This window comes from Xanthomonas sp. NCPPB 1062 (assembly GCF_041481705.2).
Taxonomy (GTDB): Bacteria; Pseudomonadota; Gammaproteobacteria; order Xanthomonadales; family Xanthomonadaceae; genus Xanthomonas; species Xanthomonas euvesicatoria.
The window spans coordinates 229,288-254,565 of sequence record NZ_CM192987.1; the positions used below are offsets into that span (position 1 = coordinate 229,288).

Consider the following 25,278-nt stretch of genomic DNA (forward strand, 5'->3'; position numbering starts at 1 on the left):
CCGCTTCCCGCTTCCCGCTTCCCGTTCCCCATTCCCCATTCCCCATTCCCCATTCCCAGCCCATGACCTTCCGCGAACCCGTCGATTTAGCCGCCCTCAATGCCGCCAGCCGCGATACCTTGATCGAGCATCTGGGCATCGTCTTTACCGAAGCCGGTGACGATTGGCTGCGCGCCACCATGCCGGTGGATGCGCGCACCAGGCAGCCCTACGGCCTGCTGCACGGTGGCGCCTCGGTGGTGCTGGCCGAAACGCTGGGCAGCAGCGCCGGCAACCTGTGCGTGGATATGTCGACCCAGATCTGCGTGGGGCTGGAGATCAATGCCAATCACCTGCGCGCCGCCACCCAGGGGCTGGTGACCGGCACTGCACGGGCGGTACATGTGGGGCGTAGCACGCATGTCTGGGACATCACCATCGAAAACCCGGCCGGCAAACGCGTCTGTGTGTCGCGATTGACCCTGGCGGTGGTCGCGCGCAGCAATGGCTGAGCTCGCCCGGCAGCGGCATGCATGGAACAGCGTCATCCGCTGCCGGCACTGCGCGGCGGCCACGCTGCTGTCACAATGGTTGCGCCTCCTTCCCCCGTTACCGGTTCCGTTCGTCGAATGAGCGAGTCATCCCTGGACGCCACGCGCGACGCTGGCGGCGCGTTGCGTTGGTTCCGGTACCTCTACCGGGTGCCACTGTTGTTGCTGCATCTGTGTCTCGGCCTGCCGGTCACCATGCTGTGCGTGGTGGTGCCGGCGCTGGCGCGGATCCGGATCGGGCACGACGACACCCTGGAGGAGCGGATGATCCGCTGGTGGCAGGGCACCTTGATGCGCGTGTTCGGCTTCCGCCTGCGCCGCTTCGGAACGCCGCTACCGGGCGCGACCCTGTTCGTGGCCAACCACGTCAGCTGGGTGGATATCTCCATCCTGCACAGCCAGCGCGTGATGGGGTTTGTGGCCAAGCGCGAAATCGCCGGCTGGCCGCTGGTGGGCTGGCTGGCAACCAAGGGCCAGACCATCTTCCACCAGCGCGGCAATACCGAATCGCTGGGCGGGGTGCTGCAGGAAATGCTGCTGCGCCTGCAAAGCGGCAAGCCGGTGGGGGTGTTCCCGGAAGGCCGTACCCGTGGCGGTACCGAAGTGGGCCCGTTCCATGCGCGCATCTTCCAGGCGGCGGTGGAAGCCGGGGTGCCGGTACAGCCGGTGGCGCTGCGGTACGGGCTGCGCGGCAACGCGCAGGCGGTGGTGGCCTTCGGTGAGCGCGAGAGTTTCTTCGCCAATATCGTGCGCCTTCTGGGCGAACCGTCGCGGCTGGCCGAAGTGCATTTTCTCGAGCCGATTCGCGCGCTGGACATCGAAGGCCGCCGTCGCATGGCCGAGACCTCGCGCCAACGGATCGTCGCAGCGATGGAATCCTAGCCGACGATGCGCACGCGCCTCTCCCCTGCGGCCAGCCGCAACGCCGGTGCGATGCGCGCATGAACGCCTCCGATTACTTGCCGCCGCGCTGGCTGCGCAATCCGCACGTGCAATCGGTGCTGGGCAGCAGCGCCTTGCGGCGCATCCGCAGTCGCCAGTTGCTGGCCGCCAGCGGTGCGGTCACCAGCGAACATATCCTCGATGGCGGCGACGGTGTGCGCCTGCAGGGTTGGATGAGCATCCCGCCCGGCGATGCGCCACCGCGCGGCACCGTGCTGTTGCTGCATGGCTGGGAGGGCAGCGCCGATTCCAACTACATGCGCCTGACCGCCGCGCGCCTGCTCGGTCTGGGCTACCAGGTGTTCCGGCTGAACTTCCGCGACCACGGCGGTACCCATCATCTCAATGTGGACCTGTTCCACTCCGACCGCATCGAAGAAGTGGTCAATGCCGCAGGCGATCTGTGGCGGCGTTTTCCTGCGCCGCAGTTGCTGGCTGCAGGGTATTCGCTGGGCGGGAATTTCGCGCTGCGGCTGGCGCTGCGTGCGCCCGCCGCCGGCCTGCCGCTGGCGCGCGTGGCGGCGGTGTGCCCGTTGCTGGACCCGGCCGCCACCATGACCCAGCTGGAGAAGGGCCCGCAGTTCTACGACTGGTACTTCCGCCGTAAATGGCGCGAATCGCTGCTGCGCAAGCGCAAGCTGTTCCCCGAGCAGCACGGGTACGACGACGCCACCCTGGCGCTGGACATGCGCGGGCTGATGGCCTGGCTGGCGGTGAAACACACCGGACACGGCTCGCTGGAAGCGTATTTCGACAGCTATTCGATTGCCGGCCAACGCCTGGCCAACCTGCAGGTGCCGGTCGACATCCTGATGGCCGAAGACGACCCGGTGATTCCGTTCGCCGATTTCGCCGCCTGGCAGTTGCCGGCGCATGCAAAGCTGGAAATCGCGCGCTGGGGCGGGCATTGCGGCTTTCTGGAAAACGCCCGCGGCGACGGCTTTGCCGAACGCTGGGTGGCCGAGCGGCTGGCGTCAGCGCGCGAATGACGCCGACACGACATCCGTCCTTGGATGCAGTGATCGCCGTTTTGCCAGTGGTCGTCGGTTGCGTGATGGTCTACTTCAGCGCGATCAGCCTCTACACCCGGCCGCAGACCGGGCAGATCCTGTTCCGCTCACGCGCAGGATCGGTTTCCGTCGGCGTCCAAGCTGCGCTCTGGCATCTGGGCCAGTTGGTGTTTGGGGCGCTCTGCGTGGCCTACGGCGCGAGCGTGCTGCGTCGGACGTCGGCAAGCGTTTGAACCTCTGGCCGGCGCGAACGATCGATGCGAGTTCGCACCGCCGATAACGCCCATCCTGCACACGGCGCGGGCACAGCGCCAGGCAGCAGCGTGCGTCGCCCATGCAAGCCGCCGCAGCGCGCATCGTTACAATAGCGGTTTGTCCGGGACCCGCCACCGCCATGCAAGACGCCATCCTTCAAGCCCTGCGCCGCAATGCGGCCGACGATGCGGTGGCGCTGGCCCGCGAGTGGGTCACCAACGCGCCCGATCATGCCGGCGCCCACCGCTGGCTGGCGCTTGCGCTGCAGCAGCAAGGGCAGCCGGTGCTGGCACTGGACAGCATCGATACCGCGCTGACGCTGACGCCCGAAGATGCCGACCTGCACCTGCTGCGCGCCGGCGCATTGCTGGCCACGCGCGATCTGTCCGCCGCCGATGCCGCGCTGTCGCGCAGTACCGCGCTGGATCCCAACCAGTTCAATGCCTACGTGATGCAGGCGCATCTGGCGGTGGCACGCGGCGATCTGGACGAGGCCGAGCGGCTGAGCCGCACCGCTGCGCGCCTGGCGCCGGAACACCCGCAATTGCTGGCGGTCGATGGCGTGGTGGAAATGCGCCGCGGCCACAGCGACCGCGCGCTGGCGCTGTTGACCCGCGCTGCCGAGCAGCTGCCCGACGATGCCCGCGTGCTGTTTTCGCTGGGTTTTGCGTATCTGCAGAAGGAGCATTTTGCGTTCGCCGAGCGCGCCTTCGAGCGCGTGATCGAGCTCAATCCGCCGGGCACTGCGCTGCGCGCCTTCATTGCGCAACTGGCCCAACGCCAGGGCCGCCTGGACGATGCACTAGCGGCGATGCAGGGCGTGCTCGAGCAGCCCGGCGGCGATCTGCCGGCCATGCGCCGGCTGGCCGGCGAGATGGAGCTGCAGGCCGGTCGTCCCGATCAGGCCGCCGCGCACCTGCGCCTGGCACTGGCGCACTGGCCGGCCGACCGCCGCACGTTGCACGCGCTGCTCACCGCCTGGGAGCGGCTGGGCGCGGTGGACGATGCGCGCGACACCCTGGATGCGGCACTGGCCACCTCGGCCACGGCGCACGACCTGTGGCTGGCGCGCCTGGCAGTGGAGCCGGTCGGTGGGCCGCAGGCGCAGGCGGTGATCGAGCGCTGGCTGCTGGCCATGCCCGAACACCTGCCGGCGCTGGAAGCGCTGATGCGCGTGCACGACATGCAGGGCCAGGCCGACGAGGCGGAAATGGTGGCGCGCCAGATCGTGGCGGTGGAGCCGGGCCGCATCAGCGGCGAGCAGCGCATCGTCGAAGCCTTGCTGCAACGCGACCCGCCGGCGGCGATCGCCTGCGTCGAATCGTTGATCGAGTCGCTGCCTGCACCGCAGCAGACCGTGCTGCGGCCATGGCTGGGCAATGTGCAGGACCGCGCCGGCCAGCCCGATGCCGCCGTGGGTACCTGGATGCAGTTCCACCGCGAACAGGCCCAGCATCGGTTGCCGCTGCCGCCGCAGGCAGCCAGGCAGCCGACGCAGTGGCCTGCGCTGGGCAGCATTCCCGACACGGTCACCGCACGCCCGCTGTTCGTGTGGGGCACGCCCGGCTCGCATGTCGAACGCCTGGTCGCGGTGATGGGCGCGGCCACCCCACTGGTGCGTGGCGACCGCTATGGCACCACGCCGCCATCGGATGCGCTGCAGAGCTACCGCACCCTCGAACAGTTGGCCTCTGGCGAATTGGCACCGACGGCGCTGGTGGAAGGCTGGAAGGCGCAACTGCCGCGCCGCGGCATCGACGATGGCAATGTCATCGACTGGTTGCTGTGGTGGGACAACACCTTGCTGACCGCGCTGCGCCCGCATCTGCCCGAGGGCCGGCTGGCGATCGCGTTGCGCGACCCGCGCGACATGTTGCTGGACTGGCTCTCGGCCGGGGCTTCTGCGCCGCTGGCACTGCAATCGCCGCAGCAGGCCACCGACTGGTTGCTGATCGCGCTGGAACAGCTGGCCACGCTGCGCGAGCGCGACCTGTACCCCCACCGCATCATCCGGCTGGACGGGATCGAAAACGACCCGCAGGGTATTTCGACGGCCCTGGAGCAGGCGTTCGGGCTGAGCTTCCCGCTGGTCGAACCGCGTGGCCCGGCACGGTTGGCCTCTGGCCGCTGGCGCGATTACCGCGGCGTGCTCGGCGCGCAGTTCGATCTGCTCACCCTGATCGCGGTGCGCTTCGGCTACCCGCAGGACTGAGGCGCCATCAACGCGGTCGCGCCTACGGCAGTTGGGCGTGGCCGCAGTCGCTTCGTCGCATCGTGTGCAGGCGCGGTACGTACGCGGCGGTAAACCCGGCCGAGCGCATCAGAAGGTTCCATCGCAACGTCTTCCGCTGTGGCGCGGACCCAGGCACCCTGATCCGTATCGCTTCCCTCGGAGACCCGCCATGCGTCTGACCAGCAACAGCATCGAAAACGGCAAGCCCATCGCGGTGGAATTTGCCGCCGGCACGCCGGAGGGCTTTGCGCCCAACCGCAATCCGCACCTGGCCTGGAGCGAGGTGCCGGCCGCTACACAGTCGTTTGCGCTGCTGTGCCTGGACCCGGACGTGCCGACCGTGCCCGACACCGTCGGCCGTGACGACCTGCAGATTCCCGTCGAGCAGCCACGCACCGATTTCGTGCATTGGGCCATGGCCGATATCCCCGCCGATGTGCATGAGATTGCGGCGGGCAGCTGCAGCGACGGCTTCGTGGTCAAGGGCAAGCAGCAGCCAGCCGGCCCGGCCGGTGCCCGGCAGGGCCTGAATTCCTACACCCAGTGGTTCGCCGGCAATGCCGACATGGCCGGCCACTACCGTGGCTACGATGGCCCGTACCCGCCGTTCAACGACCTGCGCGTGCACCGGTATTTCTTCCGCGTGTTCGCGCTGGACGTGGCCAAACTCAGCCTGCCCGACAGCTTTACCGCCGCCGATGTGCTGTTGGCGATGCAGGGGCATGTGCTGGCCGAAGCGGCGTTGCACGGTACCTATACCTTGAACCCGTCGCTGCGCTGAGTGATCGCGCCGATGGCGTCGATCGCCCATCCCCTGACGCCAGCCACGTTCGGCCGGCGTCGCAGCACAGGTAATCCCCTTGAAAGCATTCCAGATTGGCAATCAAACCGGCCTTGACAGCCTGGTCGCGGTCCAGATGCCTGAGCCGGTCGCAGGGCCAGGTGAGGTCATCGTCGCTCCGCGGCTGGTCGGCCTGATCAACCGCGACCTGCAGATCCTGAAGGGCACCTACGGCGGCAAGCTTGCGCCCACGCGCGTTCCGGTTGCCGAGGGCGTGGGCATCGTGACCTCCGTCGGTGCCGGTGTCAGCCAGGTCGCGCCAGGCGACCGTGTCGTCAGCGGGCACTTTCCCACCTGGCTGGAGGGCAGGTTCGATGCCGAGATGTTCGCCCACGACCTGGGCGTGACCCACGACGGCTGGCTGGCCGAAAAGGTGTCGCTGCCTGCCAGTGCCCTGATCAAGGTGCCTGCGTCGCTGGAGGACGAGGATGTCGCGGCGCTGGCATCGGCCGCGGTGACCGCCTGGAACGCGCTGGTGGACGTGGTCAGGATCAAGGCCGGCGACCTGGTGCTGTGTCTGGGAACCGGTGGCGTCTCGATGGCCGCGCTCCAGCTGGCCAAGCTGCACGGGGCCCGCGTCGCCATCACCTCGTCCAGCGACGACAAGCTCGAGCTCGCACGCCGCCTGGGCGCCGACATCACCGTCAACTACCGCACCCACCCCGACTGGGCCGAGGCAGTCGTACAGCTGTCCGGCGGCGGCGCGGACGTCATCATCGAGACCGGCGGGCAGGACACCTTGGGGCAGTCGATCAAGGCGGCGGCGGCGAACGCGACCATCGTGGTGATCGGCGTCACCCCCGGGGCGTCTTCGCCCATTCCCGATTACGTGGCGTTGATCCGCAAGAACGTGACCATTCGCGGAATCGCCAACGGCAGCCGGGCGATGTTCGTGGACCTGCTGCGGGCGATCGAGCAGCACCGCATCAAGACCCTGCACAGCAAGACGTTCCGGTTCGATGAGGCGCCCCAGGCCTTGGACTATTTCGCCAAGGCGCAACACGTGGGCAAGGTGCTCATCCGGTTGTGATGCGGGGCGGCGTCGCAGCGTGCGATGCCGTCGCCGGCTCCCTACTGCGGCTGCGCTAGCCGCCGGCTTCGATCATCTGGTCGAGCACGTAGACCGGTTTGGCGTCAGGCGCGCTGACGGCCGGGTAGCGGGTCACGCGCAGCAGCGTGCGGATGCCCTCTTCATGGTCGAAACCCTCGATCGTGCCATCGTAGGGCTGCCACGACATGGCGGCCTCTGTCGCGGCGGCCGCGCCCGGCTCGTGCTCGCGCACTTGGAGGCAGCGGCGCGCAGGGTCCAAAACGCAGGGCACGGTCTCTGCGGCCACCTCGATCAACAGCGTCTGCCCCGGCCCACCATACCGGGTGTCCGCGGTGGGCGTACCGCCGAAGATCAGCACGGTGCCGTCGCTGCGGGTCAGGGTCAGGCCAGGCACGGCTGCCGCGTTGTCCATGACCACTGCAAAGCGCCCGGACAACAGGTCGCTGGCCGCGCGTTCCTGCGCCATCCGGCGTGCATCGGCGCACATCCGCTTGCTCGAGACCACCCGGCCAATCTGCACGTGCGCCTGGGCCACGCTGTAGTTGGCGCCCCAGCGCGTTGCAGGTCTGGCTGACTTGGATGCGCTGATCGTCGAAGTCCAGTTGCACTGGCGACACGCCGTCGACGAACAGACTGCGCAAGGCCGTGCCATGCGCATCGCTGGCCTGCTGCAAGTGCCAGTGCTGCGCACGCAGGGCGGCGCGCAACGGGACACTGTCTGTGTCGGGGGGAGCGGTGACCGGTGCCCGCGCAGCAGCGTGGCCGGAGCCGGGCGGGTCCGGCGATGCACCCGACCCGCAGGCCGTCACGCCCGCCACCAGCAATGCAGGGGCGAAGAACACGGCACGCATGCGCAGCTCCCGGTGGTCGATGCGTCAGTGATACCGCCAGCGTGCGCCCGGGGCAATGACCGGCGTCACGACGTGGACGCATCAGAGCCGCCAGCCAAGCGACTGCGTCCGATATCCGGCGGGGCGGCGGTTGCCCGCAATCGGCTGGCAGCGCGCGGACGCGGCAGTGCCCAGCGCGTTTTGTGCGCGCCCGGCCTGCACGTCGCAGCCATCACGACGAGCAGGCCGGGGCGGTGGAATGTCAGCCCGCCGCCGCCGGCAGCCACAGCAGCAGGGCGGCGCCCAGCAGCATGCGATACACCGCAAACACCGTGAAACGGTGCTTCTTGATATAGCCCAGCAGCCACTTCACCACCACAAAGCCGGTGATGGTCGCCGCCACGAAGGCCACCGCCACGTCGGTCCAGTTTTCGGTGCCGAAACCGCCTTCCTTGTACATCTCCAGCAGCGCGTAGCCGCTGGCCGCAAACATGGTCGGAATGCCCACCATGAACACGAAATCCGCCGCTGCCGAGCGCTTGCTCAGGCCCAGCAGCATCGCGATGAAGATCGTCGAGGCCGAGCGCGACGTTCCGGGAAAAACACCGGCCACGACCTGCGCCAGGCCTACGGCGATGGCCACCTTCCAGGTCACCACATCGCGCTCGGGCAGCTTGCCGGCGAAGTGTTCGGCCACCAGCATCCACACCCCGCCGATCAGCAACGCCCAGGCGACCGGTTGGAGCGTTTCGGGCAATTGCCAGCCGGCCTTGCGCACGATCAGCCCGACCACCGCGGTGACCAGGAAGGCCACGCCGACCTTGAGCACGTAGTCGCGGTTGGCGCGCTCGCCCAGGCCGGTGGCCAGGCTCCACAGGCGCTGCCGCAGCGCCAGGCAGATGGCCAGGATCGCGCCGGCCTGGATGACGATATTGAAGAAGTCAGAACGGCGTCCGAGCCATTGTTCGGCGATCAACAGGTGGCCGGTGCTGGAGATCGGCAGGAATTCGGTGAGGCCTTCGAGAATGCCCAACAACAGGGCGGAAATCAGATCGGACATCGGACTGGGCAGGGGTGAGGGAGGCGCCAGGATAGTGCATTGCGGCATGCACCATATCGGTGCGTTCTATTTTGCGCTTTGCACTTTCGTGGTGCGATGCCGGTGGTGCAGTCGCGAGCGATGTAAGCAAAATCAAGGGCTTGTGAAGCGCACAGGCTTGGCACGGTCCCTGCTGTAGTACCGCCCACGAGCCACTTAACTCCTGCCTGAGGTTTCTTCCGATGTCCGTGGAAAATGTTGAAAAGCTGATCAAGGACAACAAGGTCGAGTTCGTCGACCTGCGCTTCGTCGATATGCGTGGTGTACAGCAGCACATCACCTTTCCGGTCAATATCATCGAGCCGGCGCTGTTTGAAGAAGGCAAGATGTTCGACGGCAGTTCGATCGCGGGCTGGAAGGGCATCAACGAGTCGGACATGGTGTTGCTGCCGGACGCGGGCACCGCGTATCTGGATCCGTTCTTCGCCGATCCGACCATCGTGCTGACCTGCGACATCCTCGACCCGGCCACCATGCAGAGCTATGAGCGCGACCCGCGCGGCATCGCCAAGCGCGCCGAGGCCTACCTGAAGTCCTCCGGCACCGCAGACCAGGCGTTCTTCGGCCCGGAGCCGGAATTCTTCATCTTCGATTCGGTGCGCTTTGCCAACGACATGGGCCACACCTTCTTCCAGGTGGGTTCGGAAGAGGCGGCCTGGAACACCGGCGAAAAGTACGACGGCGGCAACAGCGGTTACCGCCCGGGCGTGAAGGGCGGCTACTTCCCGGTTCCGCCGACCGACAGCCTGCACGACCTGCGCGCGGAAATGATCAAGACGCTGGAACAGGTCGGCATCGAAACCGAGGTGCACCACCACGAAGTGGCCACCGCCGGCCAGTGCGAGATCGGCACCAAGTTCAGCTCGCTGGTGCAGAAGGCCGACGAACTGCTGACGATGAAGTACATCATCAAGAACGTCGCCTACCGCAACGGCAAGACCGCCACCTTCATGCCCAAGCCCATCGTGGGCGACAACGGCTCGGGCATGCACGTGCACCAGTCGCTGGCCAAGGGCGGCGTCAACCTGTTCACCGGCGACGGCTACGGCGGCCTGTCGCAGCTGGCGCTGTGGTACATCGGCGGCATCTTCAAGCATGCCCGCGCGATCAACGCCTTCGCCAACTCCGGCACCAACAGCTACAAGCGCCTGGTTCCGGGCTTCGAGGCGCCGGTGATGCTGGCCTATTCGGCGCGTAACCGTTCGGCCTCGTGCCGCATTCCGTGGGTCACCAACCCGAAGGCGCGCCGCATCGAAATGCGCTTCCCCGATCCGTTGCAGTCCGGCTACCTGACCTTCACCGCGCTGATGATGGCCGGCCTGGACGGCATCAAGAACCAGATCGACCCGGGCGCCCCGAGCGACAAGGACCTGTACGACCTGCCGCCGGAAGAAGAGAAGCTGATCCCGCAGGTGTGCTCCAGCCTGGACCAGGCCCTGGAAGCGCTGGACAAGGACCGCGAGTTCCTCAAGGCCGGCGGCGTGATGAGCGACGACTTCATCGACGGCTATATCGCGCTGAAGATGCAGGAAGTCACCAAGTTCCGTGCTGCGACCCACCCGTTGGAGTACCAGCTGTACTACGGCAACTGAGTTCCACCGCGGTGATGGCGGAGGCCCCCCTCCCACCTCCGCCATCGCCGCACATGTTCGATCGATCCAGGGCCCCGGCCGTGGATCGCAGGGGTAACGAGAGAGCACATCGTTCGCGGCGCGCGGGCCTGACCTCTCCCACGAGGCGGATGCATGGCATCTGCTGGGGTCCGCGCAATCGCGAACGAGCGGATGCCGGGGTGGCATCCAGGTGACTGACACCGCCGGGCGGCGCAATGCCGGCCGGTTCTTTCCACCATTCGGGGTATGCGCATGAAATTGATCACCGCCATCATCCGGCCGTTCAAGCTCGACGAGGTCCGCGAGGCCTTGTCTGCAGCAGGCGTGTCGGGCATCACCGTGACCGAGGTCAAGGGCTTCGGGCGCCAGAAAGGCCACACCGAGCTGTACCGCGGCGCCGAGTACGTCGTCGACTTCCTGCCCAAGATCAAGATCGAAACGGTGGTCACCGACGACCGTCTGGATGCGGTGGTCGAAGCGATCCAGAACGCCGCCGGCACCGGCAAGATCGGCGACGGCAAGATCTTCGTGACCGCGATCGAGCAGGTGGTGCGCATCCGCACCGGCGAGATCGGCGCCGATGCGCTCTGACCCCACCAGCCCCGGAGTTCGTATGAAGACAGCTCTTTTTGCCGGGTGGAAAGCCCGGTTCTACAGCGTGTGCATGCTGATGCTGTTCAGCGCGCTGATGGTGGGCGGCATGGGCAGCGCGCAGGCGCAGTCCGGTGCGCAGGTCACCCCGTTGCCGACCGAGCCGGTCACCACCGAACCGCTGCCGTCGGCGCAGCCGGCCGCCCCGCCGGCCGCCGCCGCCGAAGCCGCACCGGTGGTGGAAAAGGGCGATGTCGCCTGGATGCTGACCTCCACCTTGCTGGTGCTGCTGATGGTGGTGCCGGGCCTGGCGCTGTTCTACGGCGGCATGGTGCGCGCCAAGAACGTGCTGTCGGTGCTGATCCAGGTGGCGGTGGTGTTCTCGCTGCTGACCGTCCTGTGGGTGCTGTACGGCTATAGCCTGGCGTTCTCCGGCGAAGGCGCGTGGATCGGCAATCTGGACAAGGCGCTACTCAAGGGCGTCACCATCGAAACCCTGGCGGCGACCTTCACCAAGGGCGTGAGCCTGCCGGAATACGTGTTCGTCGCGTTCCAGGCGACCTTTGCCGGCATCACCGGTGCGCTGATCGTCGGCGCCTTCGCCGAACGCGCCAAGTTCGCTGCGGTGCTGCTGTTCTCGGTGATCTGGTTCACCTTCGGCTACCTGCCGCTGGCGCACATGGTCTGGGCCACCGGCGGGTACCTGTTCGGACTGGGCGCGCTGGATTTCGCCGGTGGCACGGTCGTGCATATCAATGCCGGTGTTGCCGGCCTGGTCGGCGCCTACTTCGTCGGCAAGCGTGCCGGGCTGGGGCGTGAGGCGATTAAGCCGCACAACGTGACCCTGACCTTCGTCGGCGCCTCGCTGCTGTGGGTGGGGTGGTTCGGCTTCAATGCCGGTTCCAATCTGGAAGCCAACGCCGGCGCGGCGCTGGCCTTCCTCAATACCTTGCTGGCGACCGCTGCCGCCATCCTGGGCTGGTCGCTGACCGAGAAGATCATCAAGGGCAAGTCGTCCGCCCTGGGCGTGGCCTCGGGCATGGTGGCCGGTCTGGTCGGTATCACTCCGGCCTGCGGCACCGTGGGTCCGTTCGGTGCGATCGTCATTGGCTTGGCGGCCGGCGTGCTGTGCGTCTGGGGCGTCACCGGCCTGAAGCGCCTGCTGGGCGCCGACGACAGCCTGGACGTGTTCGGCGTGCATGGCCTGGGCGGCATCATCGGTGCGATCCTCACCGGCGTGTTCTCGGCGGCCTCGCTGGGCGGCCAGAAGGGCGGCGATTACGACATCGTCCACCAGGTCGGCATCCAGGCGCTGGGCGTCGGGATCACGGTTGGCTGGATCGGCGTGGTGTCGGTGGTGGGCTTTCTGGTCGCCAAGCTGGTGTTCGGCCTGCGCGTCAGCGAAGAAGCCGAGCGCGAGGGCCTGGACATCACCTCACATGGTGAAGCTGCGTACGAGTCCTGAGCATGCACACCCGCGGCCGCGCTGCCGCGGGTGGCGCCACGACCCGGCCGGGACTGCCCAGCCGGGTCCGTTTTCCCCCGCCGCCCGTTGGGCGCGGAACCACTGCCGAGGTGCCTGCATGACCAGCCCCACGCCCGTGACTGCCGGCGCGGATGCACGCTGGATCGGTGCGACCCGCCGCCGTCCGGCCTCCATGGTGTCTCCGTGCGCTTCGCTTCGCGCGACATCGATGCATGGCGCTGCGCTTTGCACTAAATTGGTGCAATGGTGACGTCCTCTTCCATGCCATCACTGGACAGCCTGGGCACACCGGTCGCCTGGGCCGACCGCGAGGGCCGCGTGCTGGGCGTCAACCCGGCGTTCGCGCGCTGGCTCGGGGTCAGTGCACGGCGGTTGGTCGAACAGCCCCTGGCCGCGCTGGAAGTGCAGGGCGACGCGTTGGCGCGCTTTCTGCTCAACGACGAACGTGACGTCTTGCGCCTGCACCGGCTGGCGCTGGGCCTGCCCAACGATGCGCCGCGCTTTGCCGAAGGCTGGCTGTCGCGGCTGGACGATGGCGGCTGGCTGCTGGAAACCCACCCGGTCGACGAATTTCCCGCGCTCGATCCCACCCACGCCCTGCCCAATGCCTTGAGCGCTGCGCTGAAAGGGTTGGCGCACGAGCTGCGTAACCCGCTGGCCGGGCTCAAGGGCGCCGCGCAGCTGCTGGCGCGCCGCGCGGCCGGGCGCGACGAAGACGAACGCGAGCTGATCGAGCTGATCGGCACCGAGATCGAGCGCCTCAACACCCTGCTCGAACGGCTGCTCTCGCCCACCCCGGCGCGCCCGCACGACCGCCTCAACATCCATGTCGTGCTCGAACGCGTGCTACGCCTGGCCGAAGCTGAAGGCGGCTGGTCGGTGCAGGTGCAGCGCGACTACGACCCCAGCATTCCCGACATTCTGGGCGATGGCGACCGCCTGACCCAGGCGGTGTGGAACCTGGTGCGCAACGCCTTCCAGGCCGGCGCCACACGCGTGACGCTGCGCACCCGCGTGGAGCATGGCCAGCGCATCCGCGACCGCGTGCATGCGATGTCGCTGCGGCTGGAAATCATCGACGACGGCGGCGGCGTGCCGGAAGAACTGGCCGAGCACCTGTTTCTGCCACTGGTCAGTGGCCGTGCCGAAGGCAGCGGTCTGGGCCTGGCGCTGGCCCAGCAGGTTTCGCGCGAGCACCACGGCACGCTGACCTATCGCTCGCGTCCGGGCCATACCGTTTTCACCCTGCTGCTGCCCGAGCTGGCCGGCGATCACGACAAGGAGCAACCGCATGGCTGAGGCCGCCGCCGTATCCCATATCTGGGTGGTCGACGACGACCGGTCGGTCCGTTTCGTGCTGTCCACCGCCTTGCGCGATGCCGGCTATGCCGTAGACGGCTTCGACAGCGCCGCCGCCGCGCTGCAGGCGCTCGCCATGCGGCCCACGCCGGATTTGCTGTTCACCGACGTGCGCATGCCCGGCGAAGACGGCCTGACCCTGCTCGACAAACTCAAATCCAAACACCCGCACTTGCCGGTGATCGTGATGTCGGCCTATACCGACGTTGCCAGCACCGCCGGCGCCTTCCGCGGCGGCGCGCACGAGTTCCTGTCCAAGCCGTTCGACCTGGACGACGCGGTGGCACTGGCCGCACGCGCGCTGCCGGACGCCGATGCCGGCGTCGAAGAAATCGTCGCCACGCGGCTGGCCGAGGGCTCGGCTTCGCTGATCGGCGACACGCCCGCGATGCAGGCCTTGTTCCGCGCGATCGGGCGCCTGGCGCAGGCGCCGCTGTCGGTGCTGATCAATGGCGAAACCGGTACCGGCAAGGAGCTGGTCGCGCGCGCGCTGCACAACGAATCCCCGCGCGCGCGCAAACCCTTCGTCGCGCTCAACACCGCCGCCATCCCGGCCGAATTGCTGGAAAGCGAATTGTTCGGCCACGAAACCGGCGCCTTTACCGGGGCGACCAAACGGCATATCGGCCGCTTCGAACAGGCCGATGGCGGCACGCTGTTTCTGGACGAAATCGGCGACATGCCGTTGCCGCTGCAGACCCGCCTGCTGCGCGTGTTGGCAGAGAACGAATTCTTCCGCGTCGGTGGGCGCGAATTGATCCGCGTCGATGTGCGCGTGATTGCCGCCACCCACCAGGACCTGGAAGCGCTGGTCGAACAAGGCCGCTTCCGCGCCGATCTGCTGCACCGCCTGGATGTGGTGCGCCTGCAGTTGCCGCCGCTGCGCGAACGGCGCGGCGACATCGCGCAACTGGCCGAAAATTTCCTGGCCATGGCCGGGCGCAAGCTCGACATGCTGCCCAAGCGGCTCTCGTCGGCCGCGCTGGAAGACCTGCGCCAGTACGACTGGCCCGGCAACGTGCGCGAACTGGAAAACGTGTGCTGGCGCCTGGCGGCGCTGGCGACCTCGGACATCATCGACGTGGTCGACGTGGACGCCGCATTGGCGCGCGGCGGCCGGCGTCACCGCAGCGGCCGCAGCGACGGGCAGTGGGACGACATGCTTTCCAGCTGGGCCGCGCAACGCCTGAGCGAAGGTGCCCAGGGCCTGCACGCCGAAGCGCGCGAGCGCCTGGACAGGACCTTGCTCGAAGCGGCCCTGCAACTCACCCAGGGCCGCCGCGCCGAAGCTGCTGCCCGCCTGGGACTGGGCCGCAACACGGTCACCCGCAAACTCGGCCCGGGGCGCAAACGCCGCTGATCTGGGTCCAACGCCCCTCGCCGATGGGGACGGGGTTGGGGCGAGGGTGCCGGCCGATGAAAGCGCGAGTGCCCGCGCACCTATCCAGCGATGCCTTGATCGAGCCGAGGCCGCCCGACAGTGCCCGCGGCAAGCATTGATGAGTGGTACGCCGCCGCATGCGGCGCTGTCGATGACGCCACCGCAACCCTGCCGTGCCGACGCCGTCGTCCGGGCAGTCACGCAGCGTGCCTGGCGCCTCGCACACCATCCGACAAGCCGACCCGGCACACCGACCCCGTACACTCCTGTGCCGCCAGCAGGCCCATTTCATGACACGTGAACATGCGCCCGCATAGGTTTCCAGCCTGATCAGGAGAACTGCTCGATGCGTTACCGGTCGCCCACGATCGTTGCCCTCACCGCGCTGGCGCTGGCCGCCTGCAGCAGCACGCCACCGCCGCCCAAGGCGCCTCCGCCGCCAGCGGCGCGGATCGTGCCTGCGCGACCGGTGCAGCAAGCCGAGGCCGCGATGGCTTCGGCCTCGGGCAGCCTGGTCAGCGGCCGGGTGGTGCTGGTGCCGGCGCTGCAGGGCATCCGCCTCACCGGCACCATCGGCGGCCTGCGTCCGGGCGGTGTGTCCGGATTCCATGTGCACGAACGCGGCGATTGCAGCGCGGCCGATGCCAGCAGCGCAGGCGCGCATTTCAACCCGGGTGGCGCGCCGCACGGGCGTGCCGGTGGCGGCGCGCATCATCTGGGCGACATGGACAATCTGCGTGCAGACGCCGAAGGCGTGGTGCATCTGGACATGATTCTGTCCGGCATCAGTCTGGGCGATGGCGCCCCGACCGACGTGGTCGGCAAGTCGCTGATCGTGCATGCCGACCCCGACGACTATCGCAGCCAGCCCAGCGGCAATGCCGGTGCGCGCCTGGCCTGCGGCGTCATTCGCGTCACCCAATGGGGCACGCCCCCTTCGCAGCCCTGAGTCGGGGCGTCAACGGCTGCAGTTGCGGCCTTTCTTCAGGAGTACTCCATGCGCATTGTTCCGACCACCTTGTTTCTGGCCACCGCCCTGGTGCTGACCGCGTGCAAGCGCGAGGAACCAGCGCCGGCCGAGCCGGCACCCGCACCGCAGGCCAGCACGCCGGCCGAAGCGGCGCACGGTGGCGAACACGCCGCCTCCATGGTCACCGAGGCGGCGGCCACCACCACCGCAACCGCCGAGCTCAAGCCGACCAAGGGCAATGACGTCAAAGGCACGGTGACGTTCAAGACCGTCGACGGTGCGCTGCGCGTCACCGGCCAGCTCAGCGGCCTCAAGCCCAATACCGAGCACGGCTTCCACATCCACGAAAAGGGCGATTGCAGCGCACCGGACGGCAGCAGCGCCGGCGGCCATTTCAACCCGTCCCAGTCCGATCACGGCAACGTCAGCGCCGAGCCGCACCATGGTGGCGACATGCCCAACATCAAATCCGATGCGCAGGGTAACGCCAGCATCGACGGCCCGGTGTCCAGCAACGTCAATCTCGGCAAGGCCGACCAGTTCGATATCGCCGGCCACGCGGTGATCGTGCATGCCGATGCCGACGACTACAAAACCCAGCCCACCGGCAACGCCGGCGGCCGTCTGGCCTGCGGCGTGATCACCACCGACAACGCGCAGGCGGCGACCAAGTAAGCGCTCCGCGACCGTTGTCGATGCACGGCAACGGTTGAATACGACGACGCTGCGGGCGATGCCGGCCGACCGGCCGGTGGACATGCAGGCAGCGCTGCAGCTCACACACCAACGCCGCGGCGATAGCGCCGCGGCGTTTGCGTAGGCGCGAGTGCAGCCTCCAACCTTCGCTCCGATCGCGATATGGCGCACACATGGGTGCATGCGCCTGGATGCGGCAGCTTGCCGATGCCATAAGCGCGAGCCGTGCGCATCCAGCGCAGCGATTGTCGAACGAACGCGGCAAACGCCGTCTTCCACTGCCCCTTGCGATCACCTGGTGATGCGCTTGCCAGCGGTCATTGTGCGTAGGCAGACGCGGTGCTTGTCAAAGGCCGCTCGGGCCAGAGCCAATCGGGCACGCGAACAGTTCGCTTGGGGGCAGTGCACGCTGTTCGAGGAGATCGAACCGGTGGCATCCAGCCCGCCAATCGCGCAACAACCTCAGGTGTTGATCGATCACGGCAAATGCGGCTCACCGCGCAGCGATCACTCAATAATTCGCCCACAACCCCGGTGTCGCCAATTCCAGCAGATGCGCATCGGGATCGCGGAAGTAAATGCTTTGTCCGCCGCCCGGCCATTGCGTACGGCCTTCGATGGCGACCCCGCAGGCATGCAGGTGATTTTCCCAGCCGGGCAGGGCATCGCTTGCGACCGCCAGTGCGAAATGCTGGCGCCCGTTGCCGTCATGCGGCGGAATCGTGCCGCCTGGCAGCGTGACCGTCGCCGAGGTGCTGCCTTGCAGGAACAGCAACAAGACCTGCCCAGGCGCGATGGCGTAGGCGGCCATGCGCGTATCGCGGTGCATCGGTTGCAACCCCAGCACGCGCGCGTAGAAGGCGCATGCGCGCTCCAGGTCCGCAACATACACGCCGGTCTCCAGCACGCCCTGCAGCGCAGGGGGGCAAGGCCGCCGGCGTCTGGCTCACGCCGCCAGCGCCTGCCGCGGATCCTGGCCCGGCTCGATATGCACGTACAGCACGGGCAGCCCATGCGCTTCCAGCACGGCGGCCATCTGCCGCTGGCGTGCCAGATAGTGCTCATAGACGCCGCGCAGGCGTTCGCAATCTTCGCGGTCGTGCGCGTAGTAATCGCACCAGCCTGCGGGATCGAACAAGGCGATACGCACTTCGCCATCGATGTAGCGCAACACCGGCTCGGGGGGCTGCTCCAGCCACTCTTCGGTGTGCGGCGCCAGCAGTGCGGCTTCGATCAGCGGCCACAGCGGCGCCAGGCCCTGATTGTCGTACTGCATCGACATCATCGCCGCCAGATCGTTGGCGGTGAGATACCGCGCATGCTCGATGCGGGCGCCGAAGCTTTCCTGCGCCAGCAACGCGGTATCGGCCTGCGCCATTCCCTGGGCCAGCAGCACTTCCTCCATGGCGTCGGCCACGCCGGCAACCGTGTGCGGGTCGCCCGACAGCAGGAACGGCAACACGCGCAACCCACCGCCGACCAGTTGCGCATCGGCCTGGAACGGCAGCGGGATCTCGCCTTGCGCGTCGGCACCGAAGGCCAGCACCCGCGGGCCCTGGTCGCGCCCCGGTGCACGCGCCTGCAGCTCTTCCAGGCGCCGATGCAGCGGCCAGCCCGGCCGCAACACTTCGGACGGATCGAAATGCGCCAACGCCACGCTCAATTCCAGATCGCGGACTTCCGGGATCCATTGCGCCAGGTCGCGGCCGATGCGTTCGGCCAGCATGCCGGCCTGCGCCGGCGCCAAGGCGCCGCGCTCGGGGGCGCTTCCGCCGGTCAATTCCAGCGCCAGCACACCCATGGCGGTTACGCCGTGTTCGGTCTTGCTCATGATTCGCGGTTGGCCCATCACGGGGTCGAAGCTACACTGCGGCCATTATGCCTGCCGGCCCTGTGCAGGCCATGTCCCCGAGTCCTCCATGCCAGGTCAACCGATGCCCGCAGCCCGTCCCGTCGCCATTTTGGGCGGCGTTCGTATCCCGTTCTGTCGTCAGAACACCGCGTACGCGGATGTGGGCAACCTGGGCATGTCGGTGCGCACGCTGGGCGCGTTGGTCGAGCGCTTCGGGTTGCATGGGCAGCAATTGGGCGAAGTGGCGATGGGCGCGGTGATCAAGCATTCCGCGGACTGGAACCTGGCGCGCGAGGCGGCGCTGTCGTCGGGTCTGTCGCCGCTGACGCCGGGCATCACCCTGCAGCGCGCCTGCGGCACCAGCCTGGATTCGGTGATCACCATCGCCAACAAGATCGCGCTGGGGCAGATCGACTCGGGCATCGGCGGCGGCTCTGACACCACCTCCGAAGTGCCGATCGTGTACGGCAAGAAGTTGCGCGCACGGCTGCTGGCCGCCAACCGTGCCAAGGCCACCGGCGACAAGCTCAGGGCGCTGCTGCGCGGCTTCAAGCTGGCCGAGCTCAAGCCCGAATTCCCCGGCGTGGCCGAGCCGCGCACCGGCAAGAGCATGGGCGACCACTGCGAAGACATGGCCAAGGAATGGAACATCTCGCGCGATTCGCAGGACGAATGGGCGGTGGCTTCGCACCATAAGCTGGCCGCTGCCTATGAGCGCGGTTTCTTCGACTCGCTGATTGCGCCGTTCCGCGGCGTCTCGCGCGACAACATCCTGCGCGCGGACACCTCGCTGGAAAAACTCGCCACGCTACGCCCGGCCTTCGACAAGACCTCCGGCCGCGGCACGTTGACCGCCGCCAATTCCACCCCGCTCACCGATGGCGCCGCCGCGGTGCTGCTCTCCAGCGAAGCCTGGGCGCTGGCGCATGGCCACACGCCGATGGCCTACCTGCGCGATGCACAGGTGGCGGCAGTCGACTTCGTGCATGGCGAAGGCCTGCTGATGGCGCCCACCATCGCGGTGCCGCAGATGCTGGCGCGTCAGGGCCTGACCCTGCAGGATTTCGACATCTACGAAATCCACGAGGCCTTCGCCGCGCAGGTGCTGTGCACGCTGCGTGCCTGGGAGAGCGAGGACTACTGCCGCAACCGGCTGGGCCTGGACGCGCCGCTGGGCCGCATCGACCCGGACAAGATCAATCCGCTGGGCTCGTCGCTGGCCACCGGCCATCCGTTCGCCGCCACTGGCGCACGCGTGGTGGCCACGGCCGCCAAACAGCTGGAAGAGCGCGGCGGCGGCCGTGCATTGATTTCGATCTGCACCGCTGGCGGCATGGGCGTGGTGGCGATCGTCGAGCGCTGATGCCGTGGTGCGGTACGGGATTGCGCATTCGGGATTGGGGATTTGCAGAAGCGGCAGTTGAATTCTGCCGGTGCGGGTCCGCCATCCTTAATTCCATCGCTGTATGGCTAACAATGCGACGTCAGCTTCTTCGATGAAGCAGATGGCCGCTTGGCGCGCATTGACCCCGTTCGCGGGAGTGCAATGCGGCGGTAAGCACATTGCATACCGCCGCTGTCCCGACTACAGAATGCGATCGTCCGCTGCGTGCGGATCGACTGGCGCCGGGTCGTACGTGGTGACGATTGGCCCGCGCAACGACTGCTGTGGCATGACGTCGCGTACCGGTTCGCCGCGTGCGGCGCGCAAGGCATTGGCGTAGCAATGCTGTGCCGACAGCAGGTCGCCGGAGGCGGCAAACCCGTGTCCCAGCTCTTCCCAGGCCTCGCTGCCGGCGCCGCTTGCGATGGCGCGATGCAGGAATTCCTCGGCCTGCGACCACTGCTGTTGATGACGCGCGAGCCGCGCCAGTGTCAGCAACAGCCCTGGGCTGTCGGGATATTGGGTCAGCCAGCGCTGCGCGCTGGCGCGGCGCGAATCGTATTTTTCCAGCGGCAGCACGCCGTACAGGCGTACCAGCGATTCGTCCCATTGCGCGTCCAGCGCCTGCTCCAGGCTGTGCACGGCGGCATCGTCCCAATGCAGCACGGCCGCACGTTGCGCGTAGGCGCCAACCACTGCCGGAGTGGTGCGTAATGTCTTGGGCAATGCTTCCCAGCGCTCGGCCAGTGCATTGGCGTCGCTGGCCTGCAACAGGGTCTGCTCGGCCAGCGTCGCTTCCAGCGTGCTGTAGGCATCGGGCGCCAAGACCGCCTGCTGACGCAGGGCACCGAGCTGGCCATAGGCTTCGTCGGCGCGACCGATCTGCGCCAGGGCGTGGGTGCGCAACAGCAGGCCGCGTGCCGGCAACGGCTGCGCGTTGGCGCTATCCAGTGCATTGATCGCATCGACCGGGCGCTGGCGCGCCAGGTGCCGCTCGCCCTGCAACAGCGCATAGCCTGTCGGGTCGCGCTCGGCCAGTTGCTTTGCCAGTACCGTGGCCGCCGCCTCGTCGCCGCGCGCATCGGCCACGCGCACCGCGCTGGCCAGGGCAATGCCGCTGACCTCATCGTCTTCGCTGGCACTGACCAGCAGCCGCTCGGCGCGCTGCCATTGGCCATGATCGGCAGCGCGCAGGCCTTCGATCAAACGCGCACGGCCCTTGTTGCGGCGGTACTTGCCCCACACGCGGAACGGCAGGCTGATCAACGTCCAGAGCAGCCACAGCACCAGCAATGCGATCAGCAGGATCAGCACCGCCTGCGGCATCGCGGCGTGATAGTCGTTGCCCCCCACACTGACAACGACGTTGCCCAGGTCGTAACTGTTCTGATGCGACAGCCACTGTGCGCCAAGCACGCCCAGCGCCACGGCAATCAGCAGGATCAAGACGGTACGCAACACTTTCATTGGGTGGATCTCCCTTCACGCATGGCCTGCAGTTGCAGCAGGGTGGTGCCCAGTTCCGGCAGGCGCGGACGCAGTGGCGCTTGTTGCAGGCTGCGCAAGCGTGCACGCAGCTGACGACGTTGCGGCGAATCCGGCCAGAGCCGGGTGGTCCAGGTCTCCACGCGGCGCAGCGATTGCGCAAAACCGGCGGCATCGCCACGTTCCGCGGCGGCGCGGGCCAGGCTGATTTCGATCTGCACTGCATCGCGCGCAGCACGCCGGTCGCCGCCGGTCAGCAAGGCGTCGCCGCGGCTGGGGCGGATGTCCACCAGCGGCGCCAGCGCTTTTTGCCACCACGGTTGCGCCGCGGCGCTGGCCTGTGCGGTCTGTTCCGGCAGGCGCTGCAACTCGGCGGCCAAGGTGTCCAGATTCTTGCCCGCCTCCGCCTGCGGGCCGGCCCCCAGACGCTCCAGCGCATCGCGTTCCTGCACCAATGCCTGACGCAGATTGAGGTAACCGGGGTCGTCGATGCCGTTGAGTGCGCCGTTGGCCAGCGCATAGGCGCGCCGCGCGCCATCGGCATCGCCGGCGATACTCAGGCGCTGCTGGCCAAGCCGCAGCAGCAGCTCCACTTCATCCAGGCGCAGCGCCTGTGCGCCATGACGATTGGGGTCGGCCAGCTTTTGCACGGTGTCTTCGAGCAACGCGCTGCGCTGACTCAAGCCCAGCATCTCGTCGCGCAGGACGCGGTTGGTGGCCGCCGCGTCCTGCAGACGCTCGTTGGCCAGGCGCTGATCGCGGCGCAGCGTCTCCAGCATCTGCTGGGTGCCGTCCCAGCGTTGCTGCTGCGCCTGCGCGGCCTGCAGCTGCGTTGCCTGATAGTTCTGCCACGCGCGCCAGCCCAGGAACAGCGCCACGCCAACGGCCGCCACGGCGACGACAAGCAGCAGCCATGCCAAGGGAAAGCGTCGCGCAGGAGCGGGCATTTCGGTCATTCGGACATCCTCGGGCAGTCACGACCGGCGCAGGCGCCGCAGTCATCGCACACAGCATGGCGTGCAGCGCCGGACGGCGGCAAGCTGTGCTTGAGTTCGCAGTTCAGCAAGGTCGTGGTGGTGTCATGATCGCCGCCGCCGCCGCCGCCGCCGCCGCCGCCTCAGCAGCAGCAGCGGCGAGCTGCTGCGGCAATGGGCCTGCTGCGCGCATGCCATGCACGAAACCGGCTGCACGTGCGGCGTCGAGCATGCGATCGCTGGATGCCACTACCGGACGCTGTTGCCACGCAGCGACCAATTCGGCAGGCAGCTGTTGCAGAACCAGCGTCAGCGCTTCGGCGCTACTGAGCGCCAGCACGCTGCGCGGCAGTGCAAGCGACAACGCCTGGATGGACAAGGCGCGCAAGCGCAGCGGGACGCGTCGATAGACATCGGCACGCACGATGCGTGCACCGCGCTGCTGCAACGTGGGCGCCAGCATGCCGCGCCCGCCGGGGGCAGTGATCAGCCCGACGGCCTGTAGCGGTGCCTGCAGCAGCGGCAGCGCAAGCAGGCCTTCGCTGTCCATGCGCGCCGGCCGCACCACGCTGTCGATGCCGCAGGCGTGCAATGCGCGCGCAGTGCCGTCGCCCACGCTGACCCAGTGCGCCTGCGCCGGGCGCTGCAGCGGCGCCAGACGATGCGCTGCCTGCACCGCGGCCGGGCTGGTGAAAATCGCAATCGGCGCTGCCAGCGCCTGCCGCAGCGCGTCTCGCGCCTGTGCGGTGTCATGGGTCTGCAGGCGCCATGGCGACAGCGCAAGTACCCGTCCGCCATGCCGCGCAACTGCCCGCCGCAACGGCGCATGTTCACCGCTGGGGCGCAGCGAGATCAGGGTCCAGGCAGCATCGGGATGGGCAAGGCCGGTCATGAGGCGATTATGCGAGAGCGTGGGCCACCTGCGGCCCACTGTCGCCGCATCCGGGGATGCCAGTACGAATCGATGGCGCAATGCCGGCAGCCGGAGCGATGATTCGGCTGCCTGACTGGCGCCCTTCGACTCGATCCGGAACCTATTGCAACCGCCGGGAATCCGGTCACGATCCTGGCCGATAACCGTGCTGGAGCGGCGAAGTGATCAAGTCCTACCTTATCAACATGCAGCGCAGCGGCGACCGGTTGCAGGCCATGTCGGCGCGCTTCGACGCGCTGGGCCTGCCGTTCGAGCGCATTGCTGCCATCGATGGCGCTACGTTGACGGACGAGCAGATCGCCGACTTCGTACGCGAGCGCCCATTGGAAGGGTCGGGCGATGCCTTCAGCACCGGCCCGCGCAAGTGGACGGCGTCCAACATCGGCTGCTTTCTCAGTCACCAGGCAGCGTGGCGCATTGCGGCCGATTCCGACGACGCCTACACGGCGATTTTCGAAGACGACATGCATCTGTCCGATGCGCTGCCGGCGTTGCTGGGCAGCACCGATTGGCTACCGGGTGGCCGCAGCATCGTGCGGCTGGAGCCGTCCTACAACCGCATCAAACTCGATGCCAAGGTGGCGGATGTCGCCGGACGCCAACTGCGCCTGGTGCGGCCATCGACGTATCAGCATTGCTGGCCGGTATGCGCCGGCGCGCTGATCATCAGCAGGGATGCGGCGCGATTGCTGCTGGCTGCGAAGGCGCGCTGGCACACCATGGCCGATATCTTTTTGTTCGGCTGGAACGAGTCGCCGGTGGCGCACCAGTTGTCCACCTATCAGCTCTCGCCGGCTGCGTGCATCCAGGACAAATTCTTCCATGCAGCTGCGGAAAACATCGTGTTTACCAGCACGATCGATGCGCCGCTGACGCACGCACAGAAGCAGCGCAGCACGCATTGGAAAGCCAAGGCCACCGCGCTGTTGCGGGTGGCGCAGGGCTATCGAAAGGTGGTCTTTGCACCTTAGCGTGGCAAACAAGCACTCGCGCGCAGGCGTCGGTCGTGCCGGGCGGTTTGATGCATGGCGCGCTATCTGCAACGCCACCGGCAGGCATCGTGGCGGATACCGCGTGCTGACTGAGCGCGTGATCCGGGCTGGGCCAAGGCATCGAAAAGGTTGTTGCATGCGGCCAGCGCGATGCCGGCCCACACATCGCACGTGGCGATGACTGCATTCACCATGCGGTACCGCATGTCATGCAGGTGCACAAGACGCTCGCAGAACATTGCGGCATGATGCCGCCCTTCGCCGTCTTTCAGTCTTTGCCGATGACTCCTTCGTGCACGCTCGCATCCGCCCTGCAGTCGCTGCAGCAGCAGTTCATCGCCATGCCGCCGGTCCTGTCGATGGGCATTGCCGTGGACGGTCTGCACGATGGTGCGTTGCGCCTGCGGGCGCCGCTGCAGGCCAACGTCAACGACAAGGCCAATGCGTTCGGCGGCAGCCTGGCCTCGCTGATGACGCTGGCCAGCTGGGGGTGGCTGACCCTGCAGCTGCAATTGGCCGGGCACCACGCCGATGTCTACGTTGCAGACAGCCAGCTGCGCTATGTCGCGCCTGTGTACGAAGACCTGGTCGCCAATGCCGAGCCGTCCGAGTTGGGAAGCTGGGAGGCCTTTCTGGCGACGTTCCGGCAGCGTGGCAAGGCGCGCATCGGCATGCGCGCGCAGATCGCACTGGGCTCCGGTGCCGCCGCGGCCACGTTGAGCGGGCGCTTCGTGGCGTTTCCAAAACGGTAGGATGCCGGCTGGATCCGG

At 67.6% G+C, this 25,278-nt stretch carries 22 protein-coding genes and 2 pseudogenes; 17 read left to right on the top strand and 7 right to left on the bottom strand.

What is annotated here, in order from left to right; translation table 11 throughout:
• Positions 1-62: 62 nt before the first annotated feature.
• The 7 genes from ACCQ16_RS00910 (at position 63) to ACCQ16_RS00940 (ending at position 6,841) form a co-directional block, all read left to right on the top strand.
• Positions 63-491 carry a hotdog fold thioesterase gene (locus ACCQ16_RS00910; protein WP_011345912.1) on the top strand — a complete coding sequence of 143 codons (429 nt, stop codon included), beginning with the start codon at positions 63-65 and terminating at the stop codon, positions 489-491.
• A gap of 21 nt (positions 492-512) precedes the next feature.
• Positions 513-1,412, top strand: a complete 900-nt coding sequence (locus ACCQ16_RS00915) for a lysophospholipid acyltransferase family protein (RefSeq protein WP_007968095.1) — start codon at positions 513-515, stop codon at positions 1,410-1,412.
• A 59-nt stretch (positions 1,413-1,471) separates the two neighbouring features.
• Positions 1,472-2,461 (top strand): YheT family hydrolase, encoded by a 990-nt coding sequence (locus tag ACCQ16_RS00920; RefSeq protein ID WP_029818227.1) that lies wholly within the window; start codon positions 1,472-1,474, stop codon positions 2,459-2,461.
• Between the two features lie 20 nt (positions 2,462-2,481).
• Positions 2,482-2,715: a hypothetical protein gene (locus ACCQ16_RS00925; RefSeq protein ID WP_228737313.1), complete on the top strand. Its 234-nt coding sequence runs from the start codon at positions 2,482-2,484 to the stop codon at positions 2,713-2,715.
• Positions 2,716-2,876: 161 nt separating this feature from the next.
• Complete coding sequence (locus ACCQ16_RS00930; RefSeq protein WP_277573060.1) at positions 2,877-4,949, top strand: tetratricopeptide repeat protein; 2,073 nt, start codon at positions 2,877-2,879, stop codon at positions 4,947-4,949.
• 190 nt (positions 4,950-5,139) lie between these two features.
• On the top strand, positions 5,140-5,751 hold the full coding sequence (locus tag ACCQ16_RS00935; RefSeq protein ID WP_277573059.1) for a YbhB/YbcL family Raf kinase inhibitor-like protein: 612 nt from the start codon (positions 5,140-5,142) through the stop codon (positions 5,749-5,751).
• Positions 5,752-5,830: 79 nt separating this feature from the next.
• Positions 5,831-6,841, top strand: coding sequence for a zinc-dependent alcohol dehydrogenase family protein (locus ACCQ16_RS00940; protein ID WP_277573058.1), 1,011 nt, complete (start codon positions 5,831-5,833; stop codon positions 6,839-6,841).
• Positions 6,842-6,896: 55 nt separating this feature from the next.
• On the opposite strand, the pseudogene ACCQ16_RS00945 reads toward ACCQ16_RS00940, so the two are convergent.
• Positions 6,897-7,713, bottom strand: a pseudogene (locus ACCQ16_RS00945) (META domain-containing protein).
• A 241-nt stretch (positions 7,714-7,954) separates the two neighbouring features.
• The gene (locus tag ACCQ16_RS00950; protein ID WP_007968085.1) at positions 7,955-8,752 is read right to left on the bottom strand and encodes an undecaprenyl-diphosphate phosphatase; all 798 of its coding nucleotides are present in this window, start codon (positions 8,750-8,752) and stop codon (positions 7,955-7,957) included.
• A gap of 221 nt (positions 8,753-8,973) precedes the next feature.
• Here ACCQ16_RS00950 and glnA point away from each other — a divergent pair, with 221 nt between their 5' ends.
• The 7 genes from glnA to ACCQ16_RS00985 all read left to right on the top strand — a co-directional run bounded on the left by glnA (position 8,974) and on the right by ACCQ16_RS00985 (position 16,866).
• Positions 8,974-10,383, top strand: coding sequence for a type I glutamate--ammonia ligase (gene glnA / locus ACCQ16_RS00955; RefSeq protein WP_003488480.1), 1,410 nt, complete (start codon positions 8,974-8,976; stop codon positions 10,381-10,383).
• A gap of 273 nt (positions 10,384-10,656) precedes the next feature.
• The gene (locus tag ACCQ16_RS00960) at positions 10,657-10,995 is read left to right on the top strand and encodes a P-II family nitrogen regulator (RefSeq protein ID WP_002808480.1); all 339 of its coding nucleotides are present in this window, start codon (positions 10,657-10,659) and stop codon (positions 10,993-10,995) included.
• Between the two features lie 22 nt (positions 10,996-11,017).
• Positions 11,018-12,460 (top strand): ammonium transporter, encoded by a 1,443-nt coding sequence (locus tag ACCQ16_RS00965; protein ID WP_029818235.1) that lies wholly within the window; start codon positions 11,018-11,020, stop codon positions 12,458-12,460.
• Positions 12,461-12,724: 264 nt separating this feature from the next.
• Positions 12,725-13,780 (top strand): two-component system sensor histidine kinase NtrB, encoded by a 1,056-nt coding sequence (locus tag ACCQ16_RS00970; RefSeq protein WP_008571546.1) that lies wholly within the window; start codon positions 12,725-12,727, stop codon positions 13,778-13,780.
• Positions 13,773-15,200, top strand: a complete 1,428-nt coding sequence (ntrC, locus tag ACCQ16_RS00975) for a nitrogen regulation protein NR(I) (RefSeq protein WP_008571547.1) — start codon at positions 13,773-13,775, stop codon at positions 15,198-15,200. The genes ACCQ16_RS00970 and ntrC overlap by 8 nt, the downstream gene beginning before the upstream one ends.
• Positions 15,201-15,567: 367 nt before the next feature.
• Positions 15,568-16,170: a superoxide dismutase family protein gene (locus ACCQ16_RS00980; protein ID WP_029818251.1), complete on the top strand. Its 603-nt coding sequence runs from the start codon at positions 15,568-15,570 to the stop codon at positions 16,168-16,170.
• A gap of 48 nt (positions 16,171-16,218) precedes the next feature.
• On the top strand, positions 16,219-16,866 hold the full coding sequence (locus ACCQ16_RS00985) for a superoxide dismutase family protein (protein WP_029818252.1): 648 nt from the start codon (positions 16,219-16,221) through the stop codon (positions 16,864-16,866).
• Between the two features lie 532 nt (positions 16,867-17,398).
• Here ACCQ16_RS00985 and ACCQ16_RS00990 read toward each other — a convergent pair.
• Positions 17,399-17,837: pseudogene (locus ACCQ16_RS00990) on the bottom strand (VOC family protein).
• Positions 17,834-18,718, bottom strand: a complete 885-nt coding sequence (locus tag ACCQ16_RS00995; protein ID WP_031420655.1) for a hypothetical protein — start codon at positions 18,716-18,718, stop codon at positions 17,834-17,836. The pseudogene ACCQ16_RS00990 and the gene ACCQ16_RS00995 overlap by 4 nt, the downstream one beginning before the upstream one ends.
• Positions 18,719-18,806: 88 nt before the next feature.
• On the opposite strand from ACCQ16_RS00995, the gene ACCQ16_RS01000 reads away from it, so the two are divergent.
• Positions 18,807-20,102 carry an acetyl-CoA C-acetyltransferase gene (locus tag ACCQ16_RS01000; protein ID WP_011345927.1) on the top strand — a complete coding sequence of 432 codons (1,296 nt, stop codon included), beginning with the start codon at positions 18,807-18,809 and terminating at the stop codon, positions 20,100-20,102.
• Positions 20,103-20,324: 222 nt separating this feature from the next.
• Here ACCQ16_RS01000 and ACCQ16_RS01005 read toward each other — a convergent pair whose 3' ends face one another.
• The 3 genes from ACCQ16_RS01005 to ACCQ16_RS01015 form a co-directional block, all read right to left on the bottom strand.
• Positions 20,325-21,590: a heme biosynthesis protein HemY gene (locus ACCQ16_RS01005; RefSeq protein WP_277569833.1), complete on the bottom strand. Its 1,266-nt coding sequence runs from the start codon at positions 21,588-21,590 to the stop codon at positions 20,325-20,327.
• The gene (locus ACCQ16_RS01010) at positions 21,587-22,564 is read right to left on the bottom strand and encodes a uroporphyrinogen-III C-methyltransferase (RefSeq protein WP_008572010.1); all 978 of its coding nucleotides are present in this window, start codon (positions 22,562-22,564) and stop codon (positions 21,587-21,589) included. Before ACCQ16_RS01010 ends, ACCQ16_RS01005 begins: the two co-directional genes overlap by 4 nt.
• A 103-nt stretch (positions 22,565-22,667) precedes the next feature.
• A complete protein-coding gene (locus ACCQ16_RS01015; protein ID WP_372380173.1) occupies positions 22,668-23,474 on the bottom strand; it encodes a uroporphyrinogen-III synthase in 807 nt (268 codons plus the stop codon).
• Between the two features lie 203 nt (positions 23,475-23,677).
• On the opposite strand from ACCQ16_RS01015, the gene ACCQ16_RS01020 reads away from it, so the two are divergent.
• Positions 23,678-24,487 (top strand): glycosyltransferase family 25 protein, encoded by an 810-nt coding sequence (locus ACCQ16_RS01020; protein ID WP_014089004.1) that lies wholly within the window; start codon positions 23,678-23,680, stop codon positions 24,485-24,487.
• A gap of 302 nt (positions 24,488-24,789) precedes the next feature.
• Positions 24,790-25,260 carry a YiiD C-terminal domain-containing protein gene (locus ACCQ16_RS01025; protein WP_017156408.1) on the top strand — a complete coding sequence of 157 codons (471 nt, stop codon included), beginning with the start codon at positions 24,790-24,792 and terminating at the stop codon, positions 25,258-25,260.
• Positions 25,261-25,278: the final 18 nt, after the last annotated feature.